Genomic DNA, 15,120 nt, shown 5'->3' on the forward strand with positions numbered 1-15,120 from the left:
CGGACTTCCAGGGGAAGAGTTTAGACCGCGATCTCTATTCCTAAGGGTAGATTTTGCCCACGGTGGAAAAACCGCTTTTTCCCAGGCTAATGCCTCTTCCGTTCGGATTCCTGCCATACATTTTTGTTAACTTCAGTAACAATAGATACCGTTCTGGAAATTACCTATAATTTTATGTTATGTTGAATGTAAATCTAAATGTAAGTTTTTCACTGCCTTTCGGAGGGTAGAAGTAATGAATAATCGTAAACGTGTTTTGACTCAAACGGCGATCGCCCACAAAGAAACCCTGCGTCAAAACCTCCAGCACCGTTTAGAGCGGGCACGGGCCGCCGGCAATCAGTCCTTAGTTAGTCAATTGGAAGCAGAAGCTGCTTATCTCCACCTGTAAGTTTCCACAAGAATAAGCTCAAAGAATGTCAACAAGAGAGTTGACTGCCAGTTGAGACAAAGTTTGCAAGAAATTTCTAGAGTTAATGGCGATTTATCCCCGAGATAGGTCGCCTTTTTGCTGGGATCCGCACTACTGACAGCCTGCCCAGGGAAATATTATTTGAACTTTAACCGCCTGATGGTTTTCTAAAAATTTTGAGCATCAAACTTTAACAGATCTTAAGTCATCATGAGAGCTTTCTGCTCTTTAAAAAAACGCTCAATGTTCTCCCCATAGGGGGGGATGATGGACCATCCTTTGCTCAGTTCAGACCGAAGTGGAAACTCTTTGCCCTTGGCACAGATAATCACTCAAACTTTTCGGGGCAGACCTGCCGGGAAAACTCGTCCCAACTTTTTAATAACTCGGCTTCGGTATTTTTTCCGATAGTATCCAAGAGCAGCATAGGAAATAGATGTAGTTGTCGATGGCGATTAAAAGCATCCATTGCCGCCTGACTTGCTTGGCCACGGGCCACCTCTAGGACCGCCTGACTGCCGCAAATGGTTTCCGCATAGACATTTATCGCCAGTGTCTGATTGAAGTTATCCGGAAATTCGAGGGGCTGGAAAAACGCAAACAACATCACACCAGATTATCTCCCAGGCAGAATAACTTTAGACAATTCCAAACTTAAATCAAGACTTTATGTTAACTATCTTAAAATACTAGATAGAAAAATTTAAGTAGCGGATATAATTATTTTGCGATCAAACATTGGGGGATAAACCATGAAGGTATTACATTTGGCGCTGATGGCAACTTTCTCTGTGGTTTATGCAACCGTTGCTGTCGCCGTTCCCATTACCTACTATGGTCAAAAAGGCGAATATACCGTGGACTACGAAGCGGGAACCTACCGAGGCTGTGTTTACGGGACAGGATGTATTAAATTAGGCCGCAATCGCAAGGCCGGCATTTCGACCTGGAAAAATGGAGATTATACTTACTCAATTAATGACGACACAGTGGAGGTTTACTTAAAAGGTAAATTAATTTTTAAAGATACATTTAATTGAAATTAATCCCTCCATTTATTTTCTTCGATAATAGTTTTATTGTTGTGAACGATGTATGGAGTGCCGTATTTGATCAAGCATTTGGCATCACTATTTTGGAGAGTATAGACAAAAACTATTTTGGCCTCACGCTATTACCGCAATTTCTATTAATAAACTTCCCCTTCTGTTAATGGAATTATCCGTGTTGGTGTTAACCCCTATGTCGGTGGCATTATCGGTTATGAAACGTTTTTTGCCGTTAAAATCAGATTGGTCTGAACCGGTCGCCCAATTGCCAGTAGCAGTTCGTCAGGGGATTAGGTTGCCCTCATCTAAAGATACTTTGCCAATACTTCCCTAGTTAAATGTCCAGTTTTTTCCCAGGAAAATTCCCTTGCTCTGGCTAAGCTCTGTTGTTGTAACTGCTGACACAACCGGCGATCTTTCCACACCTGCTCCATAGCTTGATAAATCTCTTTAATACTGTAGGGATCGACCAATAGAACGGCATCTCCTCCCACTTCTGGTAAGGACGAGACGGAAGAGGTAATTACCGCCGTGCCACAGGCCATGGCTTCCAGCACTGGAAAACCAAATCCTTCCCATAAAGAGGGAAACACCAAGGCGATCGCCTGGCGATAAAGTTGTCGCAGTTGGTCATAGCTAACGTAGTCTAAACAATGTACCTCTGTCCCAACCCCCAATTCTGTCGCCAAGGCCATTAATTTGGGAGTGTAACGGCGATCGGTAGGACCGGCCAAAATTAACTCAATATCTTGGCTGTTGGTATTTTGCACAAATCGAGCAAAGGCTTGAATCAGCCGCCCCACATTTTTGTGCGGATCGTGGCGGCCCACAAAGAGAAAGTAGGGCTTTTTCCTTGGGGCTAAATTATCCTGTCCCGGTTGAAAATGTTCCCGGTCATAGCCCAAGGCGATCGCCGTAATTTTACTGGCGGGAATTTGGAAATAGTCCACCACATCATCGGCTGTGGCTTGGGAATTACACAAAATATGTTCCGCTTGCCCCAGCACCAACGGCAAATAAAACTTGCAATAGCTAGTCAGGGGAGATTTCCAGTTGGGAAACCGGAGGGGAATCAAATCATGCACCATCACCACTGTGCGACAATCGGCCCAAAGTGGAGCTTCCGGGATGGGGGAAAAAAGCAAAGAACCTTTTAATTGTCGGTAAAGTTCTGGTAGCTGAAACTGGGTCCAAACTAAGCGATTAAAATGGCCCCGACTGCCCTGGGCTGGGGTGAGATTATTCGGCACAGTTTGGCAGGGAAACTCCGCCACCAACTGGGAAGTTAGTAATGTTGGCTTGAGGGGTTTGAGATGGGGAAAAACATTACTGGCATAGACACTCAACCCCGTCGGTTGGGCCAGCAGAAAAGAAAGATTTACTAATAAATGGGAGCCGGTCATGGCACTGACCTATTTTTTGCCGGGGATGGGGCCCCGTCGCCCTTGGTCGTAGCTAGATTTCTGCAAAAAGCATTGGAAATGTTGCACGTAGGGATGGGCGGCCGATCGCCCTAATTCTTCCAAGGCCTGTTGGTAGGGGGTGTCAGAACGATAAATTAACCGAAAAGCTTGTTTTAACGCACTCAAATCCTCCGCCGACATACCGGAACGTTGCAGGCCGATTAAGTTTAAAGAACGCACCCGAGAAGGATTACCTTCAACAATGGTAAAAGGAGGCACATCCCGTTCAATGCGACTCATGCCCCCCACCATGGCCAAGCGACCAATGTGGACAAATTGGTGCACTCCTAAAACGCCGCTGATTCTTGCCTGGGATTCAATATAAATGTGCCCTGCCAAAGCTACGGAGTTGGCAATAATTACTTCGTTTTCGATCACACAATTGTGGGCCACATGAGCATAGGCCATCAGCAAATTGCGATCGCCGATGCGGGTCACTGCTCCTTCTTCCGTAGCCCGGTTAATGGTGACGTATTCCCGAATTTGGTTATCGTTGCCGATTTTGACCCAACTTTCTCCCCCCTTATATTTCAAATCCTGGGGTTCACAACCGATCACTGCACCGGGAAAAATTCGATTGCCCGTACCAATTTCCGTGGGGCCTTCCACCACCACATGGGGACCAATGACCGTATTAGCTCCAATGGTGACTTTCTCTCCAATCACACTAAAAGCCCCCACCTGAACTGTGGCGTGTAACTGGGCTTGGGGATGGATGATGGCCGTTGGATGGATAGATGGGGACAAGGTCGCTTCTCCCAAGCGGTTATCAGTCAACATTAATCTCTCGGAATGGGGGATAATCGGAGCAGGGACAAGGGCAAATAACTTCCCCATAGATTAGCAGGCATTGTACCCCTGGAGTGACCCCCGGTGGCTTGATCTTCTCTGCAACTCTGACTACAATCCAGTGGTCTGGTGATGGTGTCAATTTCGTCTTGGTGTTAACCCGTATGCTTAGCTCTATCGGTTCTAACGGCTCTAAACATAGCTTTAAAAATTATTTCCAACAACTCCGTCGTCCCTTTGCTCCCATTGGTTGTGGCCTGTTGATGGCCAGCGGTATGGTTTTTGCCCCGATCGCCGCCGTGGCTGGGGACTGGAACCAGTTTGATGTTTGTGTGACGGAACTGAAAAGAAACGGAGTTAGTGATGATGCGGCCGCTTCTGGTTGCTCCCAGGCGATTATTCCCAAGGAAATGTCCCAATGCGTCAACATGATCAGCCGTAACACCAACATTACTGGCATTGTGGCTCTGCAATCCTGTTTTCAAGTGCGTCGCCCGGTGGATTTGGGTAATTGTGTAGTGGATATTGACCGGGGCGTAGTGGGACGGAACCGTTCCCCCGAAGGGGAAGATGTCACCATGGCGGCCCTCAATAGCTGTCGCCAAAGTTTACTGCCAGGTCGCCATTCGGAATGTGTGCTGGCCCTGAGTCGGGAAGTTTCCGATTTCACTCCCCAAAAAGCGATGAATACCTGCCTAGCCGCAGAGGATTTCCCCCGGGATCTTTTCCCTGCCTACAGTGAAACCCAACCAAATTAGGAGAGCTTTAAATTAACCTTCAATGCCAGTCTGGCTAAAAAACTTAATTTCTCAAGAAAATCTCAATAAAACCTTGGATAGTTTGGGAAAGACTTTGAATATAGTTTTCCCAAGCTTTCTAGTAACATCCAGCCAAATTGACAATACCTATTTATTCAAGGCATGGTCTATAAAGACTAAGCTAACCTGTTACTTATTCAGCTTTCCCTGAAAATGAGCCAATCACCAATTCTGTTTTTCCAGCATGGTATGGGTGAAAGCAATCAAAATATGCAAATTTTGGCGGGAAGAGTTGCTTCAGAAAACGCATATGTTGTTGTTCCTAACTTAAACCTGCTCACTACTTTTTTAAATCTTGATCCCCTCATTGAAGTAGTGGAACGCTCTGCAAGTGAGACTCTGAATGATTTTCCTCAATCTACTTTCAGTGTGGTCGGCTTTTCCATGGGGGGCATTCTTTGGGTGGAAGTTTTATCTAGAAATCCATCTTGGCTAGAACGCTTAGATGCCTTGGTTTTAATAGGTTCACCAATCCAAGGAGCATCTTTGGCAAGAACAGTAGATCTGTTTGGTTGGGGGATTGGTATTGCTCAAGAGTTGGGACGCAATCGTCAATATTTAGCGGAAAAAATCACACAAAAGATACCAACTTTAGTGATTGCCGGAAGTGTTAATGGTGGTGGTGATGGTGTTATTCCTATCGAGTCAACCAGGCTAAATGGTACTCATTTTTTTACACGGAACAATGTAAAGCATCAAGATCTACCTATAGATCTAATCATCGGTGAAAAAGTTAAGTCGTTTTTATTACATCCATATCTAATTCCATCTGAGAATTCTAGAATAACCCGATTAATTGATCATTTTGAGCATGTAGAAGGAATGACACCGGCTGACGAAAGAGATTTTCCAAGAGCAACCATTAGCCATACATTCTCTGACGGTATTACCCTGCGAGAGTGAGTCAATCCTGTGGGTGTTAGGCATATTTTTATTGCAGATGTAACCGGCAAATGTCAATTTTCTGGCTTTACTGGATGGGTACATAATAAAGCCCTTAAAAGAGCCATCTTGGTAGCACAGAATTTTTAATTGACACCGCCCAGTATAGGTGCCAATTGCTGACGGAGATTAGCCGGATAATTAACCACTGCCCCGATGACCACGATCGCCGGGGCTTGAAAATTTTCTACTTCAATCTGGGCCAAAATGGTGGCAAAAGTGCCAACTAGTTTCTGTTGTTCTGGACAGGTTCCCCAACGAATTAGGGCAATGGGAGTATCTTCCCCCAACCCCGCCAGCATTAACTGGGGCAAAATGGTGGCCAAACTGTACACCCCCATATAAATCACAATGGTTTCCGAGCCCTTGGCGATCGCCGCCCAATTGACTTCAGGCCGATATTTTCCCGCCGATTCATGGCCCGTGACAAAGGTGACGGAGGAACTGTAAGCCCGATGGGTGAGGGGAATTTGAGCGTAGGCAGGGGCAGCAATGCCCGCTGTAATGCCCGGTACCACTTCCACCTCAATGCCAGCTTTGACTAGGTCTTCCATCTCTTCCCCCCCCCGGCCAAAAATAAATGGATCTCCCCCTTTCAAGCGCACCACCACGGCGTGTTTTTCAGCTAATTGCGCCAATAACTGTGTAGTTTCTGACTGTAATTTGGTGTGTCTGCCCCTCCTTTTGCCTGCATCAATCAATTCGGCTTGGGGATTAACCATAGCTAAAATAGCTGTACTCACCAAAGCGTCATAGACCACTGCTTCGGCATTTTCCAACAAAGTTTTACCCTTAACAGTTATCAAGCCAGGATCCCCAGGCCCCGCTCCAACTAAATACACTTTGCCCATCAATCCGTTTTGCAACCTAACAACCACCCTTTGTAGAAATTATAGAGATAGAAAAATATTCAACAGTTTTTAGAGCCTGTTTTAAAAGCCCCTCTGGCCCCTCAAATTAGGAGGAATACTGAGTGAAAGTCCCCCATTATTGGGGAATTTAGGGGGCGGAATAAAACTTTTTAAACACGTTCTTACGTCATTCACGTCAAATTTTTAACATTTTACCAGAGGCTATTTACCCACTAAAGTTTCCATTTTTGTTTCTGGTAAAGCCCCTTGCATCTTGCCAAACCAGTCAATTAAATTATCCATTTGCTTAGCTGGGGCCAACACTCCTAAACCCCGCACCACCACTTTTTTGGCACTGTAAACAAAGCGGGACTGGAGATGATTGGGTAAATTTTCCGCTAATAATTTCCAAGCGGGTTCCTCCATGGGCGTTTCCAAGACAAGATTTTGTTTACCCTCCACTTTAATGCGAGAAAAGCCTAAGGATTTGGCTAAATGCTTGAGCTTAACCACTTTAAATAATTCCTCCACCGGACTTGGTAACATACCATACCGATCGCCCCAATCCAAGGCAATTTTCGGCAACTCATCAGTGGATTCAATGCTAGTAATGCGACGATAGGCGGCCATTTTTTCTTCTAAATCGGGAATGTAGTCGCTGGGAATAAAGGCAGTGAGAGGTAAATCTATTTGGGTATCTTCCACTTTGGGAATTTCCTGACCCTGGATTTCTTTAATGGCATCTTGCAACATCTCCATATAAAACTCATAACCGATCGCCTCCATTTGCCCCGATTGTTCTGCACCCAAAAGATTACCTACGCCCCGAATTTCCATATCCCTAGTGGCCAGTTGATAACCGGAACCAAGTTGGCTGAATTCTTGCAATGCCCGCAGTCTTAATCTAGCTTTTTCCGTTAACTGTTTTTGGTTAGGATAGAGCAACCAAGCATGGGCTTGAATACCCGATCGCCCTACCCGACCCCGCAGTTGATAAAGTTGGGCCAAGCCAAATTTTTGGGCATCTTCAACAATAATTGTGTTTACCCTGGGAATATCCAAACCAGCTTCGATGATAGTAGTACAAACTAAAATGTCCGCCTCACCATCATTGAAAGCTAACATAGTACTTTCCAACTCAGATTCCTCCATTTGACCATGACCAATGGCAATGCGAGCACTGGGCACCATTTGTCGCAGTTGTCCTCCCAATTCCTCAATACCTTCAATGCGAGGCACGACATAAAAAACCTGCCCACCCCGGTCTAGCTCGTTACGAATGGCGGTGCGAATTACTTCGGGATTGTAGGGAGATAAATGGGTTTTAATGGGGCGACGGGAAGGTGGCGGTGTGGTAATCAGACTCATTTCCCGAATGCCGGAAAGGGACATATAAAGGGTACGGGGAATGGGAGTTGCCGTTAGGGTTAATACATCTACTTCCGTTTTCAGGGTCTTAATTTTTTCCTTTTGGTTAACACCAAAGCGCTGTTCTTCGTCAATAACTAAAAGTCCTAAATCTTTAAATTTTACCGATGTACCTAATACCTGTTGGGTACCTACCACAATATCTAATTCACCACTTTTTAACTTGGCTAAAATCTCCTTTTTCTCCGAAGCAGTGCGAAAACGATTCAGTAAACCAATGGTGATGGGATAGGGAGCAAATCTTTCTTTAAGGGTGTGGTAATGCTGTTGGGTTAACACCGTGGTGGGAGCTAGTAAAGCCACCTGTTTATTGCCACTGGTCACGGCCTTAAAAATGGCCCGCACCGCCACTTCTGTTTTGCCAAAGCCCACATCCCCACACACTAATCTATCCATCGGGCGATCTCCTTCCAAATCCCTTTTCACATCCTGTACTGCTTTTAGTTGATCGGGGGTGGGTTGGTAGGGGAAAGAATCTTCCAATTCCTGTTGCCAGGGACTATCCGGCGGATAGGCATAACCCACCTGTTTTGCCCGCTTAGCATAAAGATTGAGCAAATCAACGGCCAATTTTTTAACTGCTTTGCGGACTTTATTTTTGGTGGCTTCCCACACTTTACCGCCCATTTTATGCAGTTCGGGAGGTCTAGTTCCCGTATGGCGAAAGCGGGATAAACTGTCCAAACTATCGGCGGGCACCCGCAAAATGCCGTCGGCATATTGGATCATTAAATATTCCCGATTAGCCAACGCATCCAACTTCAAAAATTTGCCAATGCCATGACTTTTGTGGACTACATAATCCCCAGGGGAAAGTTTATTAATGTCAACTTGTTTAGACGTAGCCCGTCGCCGTTTCCGCACATATTCCGGTGTAGCTAAAGCATGCTGACCAAATAATTCTCGATCCGTGACTAAAACTAAACGAAAGGTCGGTAAGATAAACCCTTCTAATTCCGCTAATCCTGAATACTTTAACGTCACCGCTGTCCGTTGAATCTGACTTTTTTCAATGGCAGGATAATCCCTCGGATTGGCAATAAATTGCACCGCACAATCATGTTCCTGCAACAAAGAAACAGTACGACTGGGCTGGGCTGAAATCAACCAAGTGCTGTATTGTCCCAACGTCAAACCGCTATAAATTTCCCGTTTCCCCCGTAAAATTTCTGCCAACTTAGCAAACTGGTGGGGCATGGTGGGGATGGGTCGAGCTGAAATATCTAAACTATCCCCATTCGCTTCGTGGATTTCTGACAGGGTAATGTATTGAAAATCTGTTTTTAGGCGATCGCCAAGGGCCGAAAAATTTCGATGTAATTGGGGTAAATTCGGTAACTGCAAAGCTGACCAATCCTGGGCCACCGCCTCAAACCACCGTTCACTGTGGGCCGCACATTGCTCTGGTTCATCCAGTACACAGACTGTTTCTGTCGGTAAATAATCTAATAAACAAGCCGGTTCAGTAAAGGCGAGACCCAAAAATCGCTGTAATCCCTCTTTGCCGAATAATTGCTCCGTTTCCGCATCTTCTCCCCAAGCAGAGAGATCAATGGCCTGGGCATTTAACGCCGGTTCGATCACCTGATCAAAACTGGTGGGGGTCAGCACCAAACCAGTTAAGTCATCCAAGGAACGCTGGCTAGCAGGATCAAACTCCCGGATTTTTTCCAACTCATCACCAAACCATTCCAGCCGCACCGGTAGCTCCGCCGACACTGGGAAAATATCAACAATATCCCCCCGCCGACTCCATTGCCCCTCTGTTTCCACCGTACTGCCACGCTCGTAGCCCAACCTCGCTAGGGTAAGCTCCAGACTTTTGCTATCCATCTCCTGACCGCGTCGTAGGGCCAAACAGTATTCCCGTAAGGTTGCCACCGGGGGTAAATGGGGCTGTAGGGCCTTTTCTGTAGCGACGATCGCCTTGCCCTTAACCTGATGGCCCTGGATTAATTCTGCCAACACCTGCATTTGTCCCCAAACCATTTCCGACTCTAGTCGCCCAGGGTCATAGGGGGAAGCTTCAGAAGTGGGGTAAAAATTAACGGTTTGCCAACCCATCAGTTCCAACTGGGCTGTCCAGCGCCCCGCTTCCTCCAACGTGGCAGTGATGACCAAAAGATTTTTCTCCAGGGACTGGGCCAAACTGGAAACGATTAGGCCTTTGGGTAACCGGGGTAGGCCACTGAGTTGCACATGGCCCCGCTTTTGCAATTTTTCCCGCAGGTCTTTGCTCAACGGTAAGGTTTGCAGATGGCGGAGTATGGAGGAAAAGGTCATTGGGTTCAGAGCAGAGGAGATACTAACAAATCTTAGCCTGTTCCCCAGCCCGACAGAATCCTTGTCCCTATTCCGATTGCCCTGTTTGAGGACAGCCCTAGGCTCAGCCATGGCCAATCATCCCTAGTAAGGTCGACCCCTAGGAAAACTTTTGCCCTTGTTCAGTTATCAAAAACAGGTACAGCAAGAACCCCATCCCAACTCCTAGCAAATTTCAGGGTGGAGGGAAGCTAAACAAATTCTGCAATTAGACAAAGTTCAATTACCCTTATCCTGGCGCAGAAAGACCCGATAAACTCCGTAGAGAATGACGAGCAAAATAGCCAAAGTGACCAGGGAAGCCACAAACTTCAGCACCTGGGTCAGCACCGAAAAAGCAACAAACAAAACGGCGATCGCCACAGCGCCTTTGGCGGGGAGGGGCAAATTATCAAACCATTGTTGGAACTGCAACCAATATCTACGGGCTGCATCAGTGATGCCATCGTCTCCCGTATCGTAGGAATCTACCACCTCCACTTTGGGGGTTTTAACTTCCTGATCCTGATAATCTGATGGGGTCATAGATTGGTTTTCCTAACAAAAATCATCACCAAGTCAACCACTGGGGCTATTGGCCAAGGATCGTAGCATAACTCCCTGCCCTCTTTGGTAAGGTAACTGCTTGGGGTCTGGGGGGTAAGACTAATAATTGCGGTGACCCACAATCAAATTCTTTGGTCAACCACCAACTCTCCCGACCCTTTGCCAAGACTGGCTAAGCATACCGCCATCAGAGGGAAGTTTCCTTGATGGGACTTTTTTGCCAACAGGATTCCAGCAGGGAGATCTGATACATGGACCAAAAATGGCTCAATCGCCATGTGGATTTTGACTCTCGACTAAAAATAGGTTGATTCAAGTAACAAAACCAGAAACGGGATACTTGTCTGAGCTTCCAGAACATGGTCGGTTTCCTCCCAAAACATTGAGTTGATATGTTCACAAAAGATTTGATCTGCTGTTGATCACCCACCACTATCCAAATTGTCCCACTGCTTTTTGGAAACGGAACAAATTCTTTACACCTTGTAATGCAAGCTTTTACAGACCTTAATAAACTTTGTTTATCTCTCTAATAAGATTTTCTGGGGCCTAACCCCCAATTTACGTGGTAGTTTGTGGAAGCCCATAGCGAAAATCTTGTCCGCCTTTTTGTACTATGCGTGGATGAGTGGGACTGCCTGGGACTCACCAATCTATTTGCCTGAGTTTTCACCACCGACCTCTGATTCAATCGGGGTTTGCAGTCCTTGACCTTTACCTCTAAGTCTATGAAAGGAATTAACGTTTGTCGCTCGATCGCCGGTGTTATTGGCACAGCGAGTTTGACAACCCTGGTGTGGGGTAACTGCCCTTCTGGATTGTTGGCCTTAAATGCCATCACCCAAGCAGATGCTCCGACAGCTGTTTCAGAGAATAATTCTTCTCTAGCTCCCTTAGAATCTTCCGTTACCGCCACTTCTTCTACCCCGGCACCTGCTTTCCAAGACACCGAACTAATTTCTTTAGTTCCCCACCAAGGGCCGGAAAATCGTTTAGCTGTTACCCTGCGGGTGAACCAAATTCCCGTGGTCACCTTTTTGGGCACCGCCACTGAGTTGGCTGCTCTGAGCAATGACCAAGTCACCGACACCATGGAGCGGGCCCAGACCGTTGCCCGTCGCCTGGACGAACTGAGCGGGGCTGAGTTCTTTGACCCAAGCACCATCAAAGTGGGTCTAGATGCCACTACCCGCCAACTGGTGGTCAAATCTGAAGACGAAATTCTGCTGACTATCAACAAAAATACTGTTTTACCAGAAAAAAAACTCTCCGCCCCGGAAACTGCTCTGCAAACCGCTAACCGTCTGCGCCGTTTGTTGGGGGGAGCAGAACCCATTGTGGCTTTACCAGCAGCTCTGCAGGTGGCCCGGGTCAACACCTTTGATGCTGCCGCAACCATTAAAAGGATCAAGGGGGGTATTGCTTCCTGGTATGGTCCTGGATTCCATGGCCGACGCACAGCCAACGGTGAACGTTTTAACCAAAACGCTCTAACGGCGGCCCATCGAACTTTGCCCTTCGGTACTAGGGTGAAGGTGACCAATCTTCGCAACGGCCAGTCTGTGGTGGTGCGTATTAATGACCGGGGGCCCTTTACTGGGGGACGGGTAATTGATCTTTCCGCCGGAGCGGCCAGGGCGATCGGTATCCATAGCAGCGGCGTGGGTAATGTTGCCCTGGACATTGTGCAGTAATAGTTAAAAACCTATAATTTCGGGCTATGCCATTGTCCCTCAGCATAATGACTTTCCCAGCTTTCCCCAGGGTCTTGGGGGCACAATTATCCCTGGCATAGTCCATGCTCAATATTTAGAGCAATTAACTCCTGCCGGTTTGATTTGTCCAAGGCGATCGGCGGTTTTATTTTGATGATTGATGGGCGATCTCGTCCTCTATCCCTTGTCGTTGTTGTTGGAAGAATTTCAGAAAGTGTTTGAAAAGTTTGAGAGTTTCAAGAAAGTAATGAGAGGCGCCAGTTGCGTAGTAGTTCTATGCTGCCATTGACCCTGAATTTGGCAAATATTGCCATGGTGATATCAATGCTTACCCTCGACAAAGCCATTTTTGACGACATTTCCATAACCACATTGAGGACAGTGACAGTGTGTAGGCATCTTTCCAAAAGCTCATTACCCAATATTCTCTATCATGCCATATCATTATTTATTTGAAAATCTAAAAAAGCTTAGAATGAAGGCTCCCCACTGCAACTAGCGGGGAATTAGACCCTAGAGATTCAACGTGATGCTTCTCTATACTGCCAAAAATTTTTGGATAACCTCCTGGCTCAAAGTTTGGGTTTCCCCGGATGCCACAATGCCCCCTTTTTGCATGGCGTAGTAACGATCAGCCTGGCGGACAAAGTGCAAATGCTGTTCCACCAAAAGGACGGAAATACCTGTGGCGGCAATAATCCGTTTTACCGCTGCTTCAATTTCTAGAATGATGGATGGTTGAATGCCCTCCGTGGGTTCATCCAACAGCAATAGTTTCGGCTGGCCCATCAAAGCTCTGGCGATCGCCAATTGTTGTTGCTGACCACCACTCAAGTCCCCTCCCCAGCGAGAAAGCATGGTTTTGAGCACAGGGAAAAGCTCGAAAATTTCATCGGGAATGCCTTTTTGCCGTTGACTTTTATCGGCACAGGCTTCCAGTCCCAGCAGTAAATTTTCCTGCACTGTCAAGCGGGGAATAATTTCCCGCCCCTGGGGCACATAGCCAATACCTAAACGGGCCCGTTTATCCGTCGGCACGGAATTCAACTGGCGATCGCCATATACTACGTAACCACTGCGGGGGGAAAGCAGTCCCATAATGGTTTTAAGGAGAGTAGTTTTACCAACCCCATTGCGCCCGATCAAACATACCATCTGTCCCGGAGCAATGGACATGTCTACATTACGTAAAATATGACTTTCTCCGTAATACACATTCAGGTCGGAAATTTGTAGCATGGGGACGATCCAATTAGCCAAGAATGGGGGAAAGGATAACATAGCCATCCAGAATGTTCAAACGTCCCGTCAACCTTTGCTAATTATTCCTCCCAATGGGATGGGATTGGGGCAATTAAGAGCGCTTAAAGATCAAGGTGAGTAAAAGCTTTTGCTCCCTGGCCAGTATAGGTGGCGGCAATGTGACCATGGCCCCACAATTGGTACTTATAGGTGACCAAACCCTCCAAACCCACTGGCCCCCGGGGCGGCATTTTCTGGGTACTGATGCCCACCTCTGCGCCAAAACCATAACGGAAACCATCGGCAAAGCGGGTACTGCAATTGTGGTAAACCCCGGCGGAGTCCACCCGCTGACAAAACTGCTCTGCGGCGGTTAAATCTTCGCTAATAATGCCATCGGTGTGCTTAGAACCGTACTGGTTAATATGGTCGATCGCCGCTTCGAGGGAATCAACAATTTTGATGGAGAGGATTAGATCACTATACTCGGTGCACCAATCTGCTTCGGTGGCGGGTTCACAGTCAATTAATTTTTGAGTTCCACTATCTCCCCGCAAACTAACCCCTTTTTCCCCCAATGCCTGGGCCAAGGGTGGTAAAAATTCAGCGGCGATCGCCTGGTGGACTAAAAGAGTTTCAATGGCATTGCAGGCGGCGGGATATTGGGTTTTGGCATCCACTGTGATGGGGATAGCCTTACTAAGATCAGCTTGAGCATCCAGATAAAGATGACAAATACCATCGGCGTGGCCCAACACAGGAATTTGGGTGTTTTGTTGAATGTATTGGACAAATTCGTTGGAACCCCGGGGAATAATCAAATCCACATACTGGTTCAGACCCAATAATTCCCGAATTTCCTCCCTGGTGGTGAGTAGGTTGATCGCTTCAGGACTCACAACGGTTTTCGCCAAGGCCGTTTGAATCACTTCAGTCAAAACTTGACAGGAGCGGGTAGCCTCTCGACCCCCTTTGAGAATTACGGCGTTGCCGGATTTGATCGCCAAACTACTAATTTGGATTAGGGCCTCCGGACGCGCTTCAAAAATCACCCCCAAAACCCCTAGGGGACAACCAACCCGCTTTAACACTAAACCCTCGTCCAATTGGCGGTGGAGGGTAACTTGGCCCAAGGGATCGGGTAAATGCTCCACATCCTTCACCCCCGCAATGGTGCTTTTGAGCTTACTTTCCCCCAACAACAGACGGTTATAAAGGGGTTTGGCAATGCCCATGGCTTCCGCAGCCGCACAATCTTCCTGGTTGGCAGCCAAAATTTCTGGCATAGCGGCCGTTAAACCATCAGCTATGGCGGCGATCGCCTGATTACGTTCGGCGGTGTTTAAACTACCCAGATGGAGGGCCGCTTGACGAGCATTGTGGGCCAGGGTGTGGAGGGCAGAAAGGCTTGGGGAAATAACCATGGGTTAGACGTTGACGATGCAGATACTTTAGTTATTTTTCGGACAGGGCAACTTTGGGGGGCAAACAGCAAAGCGCAGGGGAAAGTATTTAAAAATATTTACGGCTTGAACCTGGGGGA

13 protein-coding genes and 1 pseudogene are annotated in these 15,120 nt (G+C 47.0%); 5 read left to right on the plus strand and 9 right to left on the minus strand.

The genetic code is table 11. The features are described from left to right. The first annotated feature begins 235 nt into the window (after positions 1 to 235). Entirely contained in the window at positions 236 to 391 is a 156-nt protein-coding gene (locus SYNPCCP_RS17475; RefSeq protein WP_010873614.1) for a hypothetical protein, read from the plus strand. A 349-nt stretch (positions 392 to 740) separates the two neighbouring features. On the opposite strand, the gene SYNPCCP_RS12625 is transcribed toward SYNPCCP_RS17475, so the two are convergent. Continuing rightward, entirely contained in the window at positions 741 to 1,019 is a 279-nt protein-coding gene (locus tag SYNPCCP_RS12625) for a hypothetical protein (RefSeq protein ID WP_199303419.1), read from the minus strand. Positions 1,020 to 1,164: 145 nt separating this feature from the next. On the opposite strand from SYNPCCP_RS12625, the gene SYNPCCP_RS12630 reads away from it, so the two are divergent. Beyond that, positions 1,165 to 1,452, plus strand: coding sequence for a hypothetical protein (locus SYNPCCP_RS12630; protein ID WP_010873616.1), 288 nt, complete (start codon positions 1,165 to 1,167; stop codon positions 1,450 to 1,452). A gap of 314 nt (positions 1,453 to 1,766) precedes the next feature. Here the strand turns inward: SYNPCCP_RS12630 and SYNPCCP_RS12635 are convergent, their stop codons facing one another. Both SYNPCCP_RS12635 and lpxA read right to left on the minus strand, forming a co-directional pair. Further along, positions 1,767 to 2,864 (minus strand): glycosyltransferase family 1 protein, encoded by a 1,098-nt coding sequence (locus tag SYNPCCP_RS12635; protein WP_010873617.1) that lies wholly within the window; start codon positions 2,862 to 2,864, stop codon positions 1,767 to 1,769. A gap of 9 nt (positions 2,865 to 2,873) precedes the next feature. Continuing rightward, positions 2,874 to 3,761 (minus strand): acyl-ACP--UDP-N-acetylglucosamine O-acyltransferase, encoded by an 888-nt coding sequence (gene lpxA, locus SYNPCCP_RS12640; RefSeq protein ID WP_010873618.1) that lies wholly within the window; start codon positions 3,759 to 3,761, stop codon positions 2,874 to 2,876. 116 nt (positions 3,762 to 3,877) lie between these two features. Between lpxA and SYNPCCP_RS12645 the strand changes: the two genes are divergently transcribed. Together SYNPCCP_RS12645 and SYNPCCP_RS12650 are read left to right on the plus strand one after the other, a co-directional pair. Further along, positions 3,878 to 4,471: a hypothetical protein gene (locus SYNPCCP_RS12645; protein ID WP_020862103.1), complete on the plus strand. Its 594-nt coding sequence runs from the start codon at positions 3,878 to 3,880 to the stop codon at positions 4,469 to 4,471. A gap of 213 nt (positions 4,472 to 4,684) precedes the next feature. Continuing rightward, on the plus strand, positions 4,685 to 5,434 hold the full coding sequence (locus SYNPCCP_RS12650) for an alpha/beta hydrolase (protein WP_010873620.1): 750 nt from the start codon (positions 4,685 to 4,687) through the stop codon (positions 5,432 to 5,434). A gap of 125 nt (positions 5,435 to 5,559) precedes the next feature. On the opposite strand, the gene cobA is transcribed toward SYNPCCP_RS12650, so the two are convergent. The 3 genes from cobA to SYNPCCP_RS12665 form a co-directional block, all read right to left on the minus strand. After that, positions 5,560 to 6,351 carry a uroporphyrinogen-III C-methyltransferase gene (cobA, locus tag SYNPCCP_RS12655; protein ID WP_010873621.1) on the minus strand — a complete coding sequence of 264 codons (792 nt, stop codon included), beginning with the start codon at positions 6,349 to 6,351 and terminating at the stop codon, positions 5,560 to 5,562. Positions 6,352 to 6,546: 195 nt separating this feature from the next. Next, a complete protein-coding gene (gene mfd, locus SYNPCCP_RS12660; protein WP_010873622.1) occupies positions 6,547 to 10,146 on the minus strand; it encodes a transcription-repair coupling factor in 3,600 nt (1,199 codons plus the stop codon). Between the two features lie 147 nt (positions 10,147 to 10,293). Next, entirely contained in the window at positions 10,294 to 10,599 is a 306-nt protein-coding gene (locus tag SYNPCCP_RS12665; RefSeq protein WP_010873623.1) for a hypothetical protein, read from the minus strand. Between the two features lie 749 nt (positions 10,600 to 11,348). Between SYNPCCP_RS12665 and SYNPCCP_RS12670 the strand changes: the two genes are divergently transcribed. Next, on the plus strand, positions 11,349 to 12,314 hold the full coding sequence (locus SYNPCCP_RS12670) for a septal ring lytic transglycosylase RlpA family protein (RefSeq protein WP_010873624.1): 966 nt from the start codon (positions 11,349 to 11,351) through the stop codon (positions 12,312 to 12,314). Between the two features lie 257 nt (positions 12,315 to 12,571). Here the strand turns inward: SYNPCCP_RS12670 and SYNPCCP_RS17890 are convergent. The 3 genes and pseudogenes from SYNPCCP_RS17890 to proA form a co-directional block, all read right to left on the minus strand. Continuing rightward, positions 12,572 to 12,661, minus strand: a pseudogene (locus SYNPCCP_RS17890) (IS1 family transposase); the annotation flags it as partial. Positions 12,662 to 12,872: 211 nt separating this feature from the next. Then, positions 12,873 to 13,622 carry an urea ABC transporter ATP-binding subunit UrtE gene (urtE, locus tag SYNPCCP_RS12675; RefSeq protein WP_010873625.1) on the minus strand — a complete coding sequence of 250 codons (750 nt, stop codon included), beginning with the start codon at positions 13,620 to 13,622 and terminating at the stop codon, positions 12,873 to 12,875. A gap of 77 nt (positions 13,623 to 13,699) precedes the next feature. Beyond that, positions 13,700 to 15,001, minus strand: coding sequence for a glutamate-5-semialdehyde dehydrogenase (gene proA, locus SYNPCCP_RS12680; protein ID WP_010873626.1), 1,302 nt, complete (start codon positions 14,999 to 15,001; stop codon positions 13,700 to 13,702). Positions 15,002 to 15,120: the final 119 nt, after the last annotated feature.

The organism is Synechocystis sp. PCC 6803 substr. PCC-P (assembly GCF_000284455.1).
Classification (GTDB): Bacteria; Cyanobacteriota; Cyanobacteriia; order Cyanobacteriales; family Microcystaceae; genus Synechocystis.

Excerpts from the sequence above, each read along its gene's own strand:
- SYNPCCP_RS17475 (WP_010873614.1), top strand. The coding sequence starts at position 236 with ATGAATAATCGTAAACGTGTTTTGACTCAAACGGCGATCGCCCACAAA.
- SYNPCCP_RS12625 (WP_199303419.1), bottom strand. The coding sequence starts at position 1,019 with ATGTTGTTTGCGTTTTTCCAGCCCCTCGAATTTCCGGATAACTTCAAT.
- SYNPCCP_RS12630 (WP_010873616.1), top strand. The coding sequence starts at position 1,165 with ATGAAGGTATTACATTTGGCGCTGATGGCAACTTTCTCTGTGGTTTAT.
- SYNPCCP_RS12635 (WP_010873617.1), bottom strand. The coding sequence starts at position 2,864 with ATGACCGGCTCCCATTTATTAGTAAATCTTTCTTTTCTGCTGGCCCAA.
- lpxA (WP_010873618.1), bottom strand. The coding sequence starts at position 3,761 with ATGGGGAAGTTATTTGCCCTTGTCCCTGCTCCGATTATCCCCCATTCC.
- SYNPCCP_RS12645 (WP_020862103.1), top strand. The coding sequence starts at position 3,878 with ATGCTTAGCTCTATCGGTTCTAACGGCTCTAAACATAGCTTTAAAAAT.
- SYNPCCP_RS12650 (WP_010873620.1), top strand. The coding sequence starts at position 4,685 with ATGAGCCAATCACCAATTCTGTTTTTCCAGCATGGTATGGGTGAAAGC.
- mfd (WP_010873622.1), bottom strand. The coding sequence starts at position 10,146 with ATGGCTGAGCCTAGGGCTGTCCTCAAACAGGGCAATCGGAATAGGGAC.
- SYNPCCP_RS12665 (WP_010873623.1), bottom strand. The coding sequence starts at position 10,599 with ATGACCCCATCAGATTATCAGGATCAGGAAGTTAAAACCCCCAAAGTG.
- SYNPCCP_RS12670 (WP_010873624.1), top strand. The coding sequence starts at position 11,349 with ATGAAAGGAATTAACGTTTGTCGCTCGATCGCCGGTGTTATTGGCACA.
- urtE (WP_010873625.1), bottom strand. The coding sequence starts at position 13,622 with ATGGCTATGTTATCCTTTCCCCCATTCTTGGCTAATTGGATCGTCCCC.
- proA (WP_010873626.1), bottom strand. The coding sequence starts at position 15,001 with ATGGTTATTTCCCCAAGCCTTTCTGCCCTCCACACCCTGGCCCACAAT.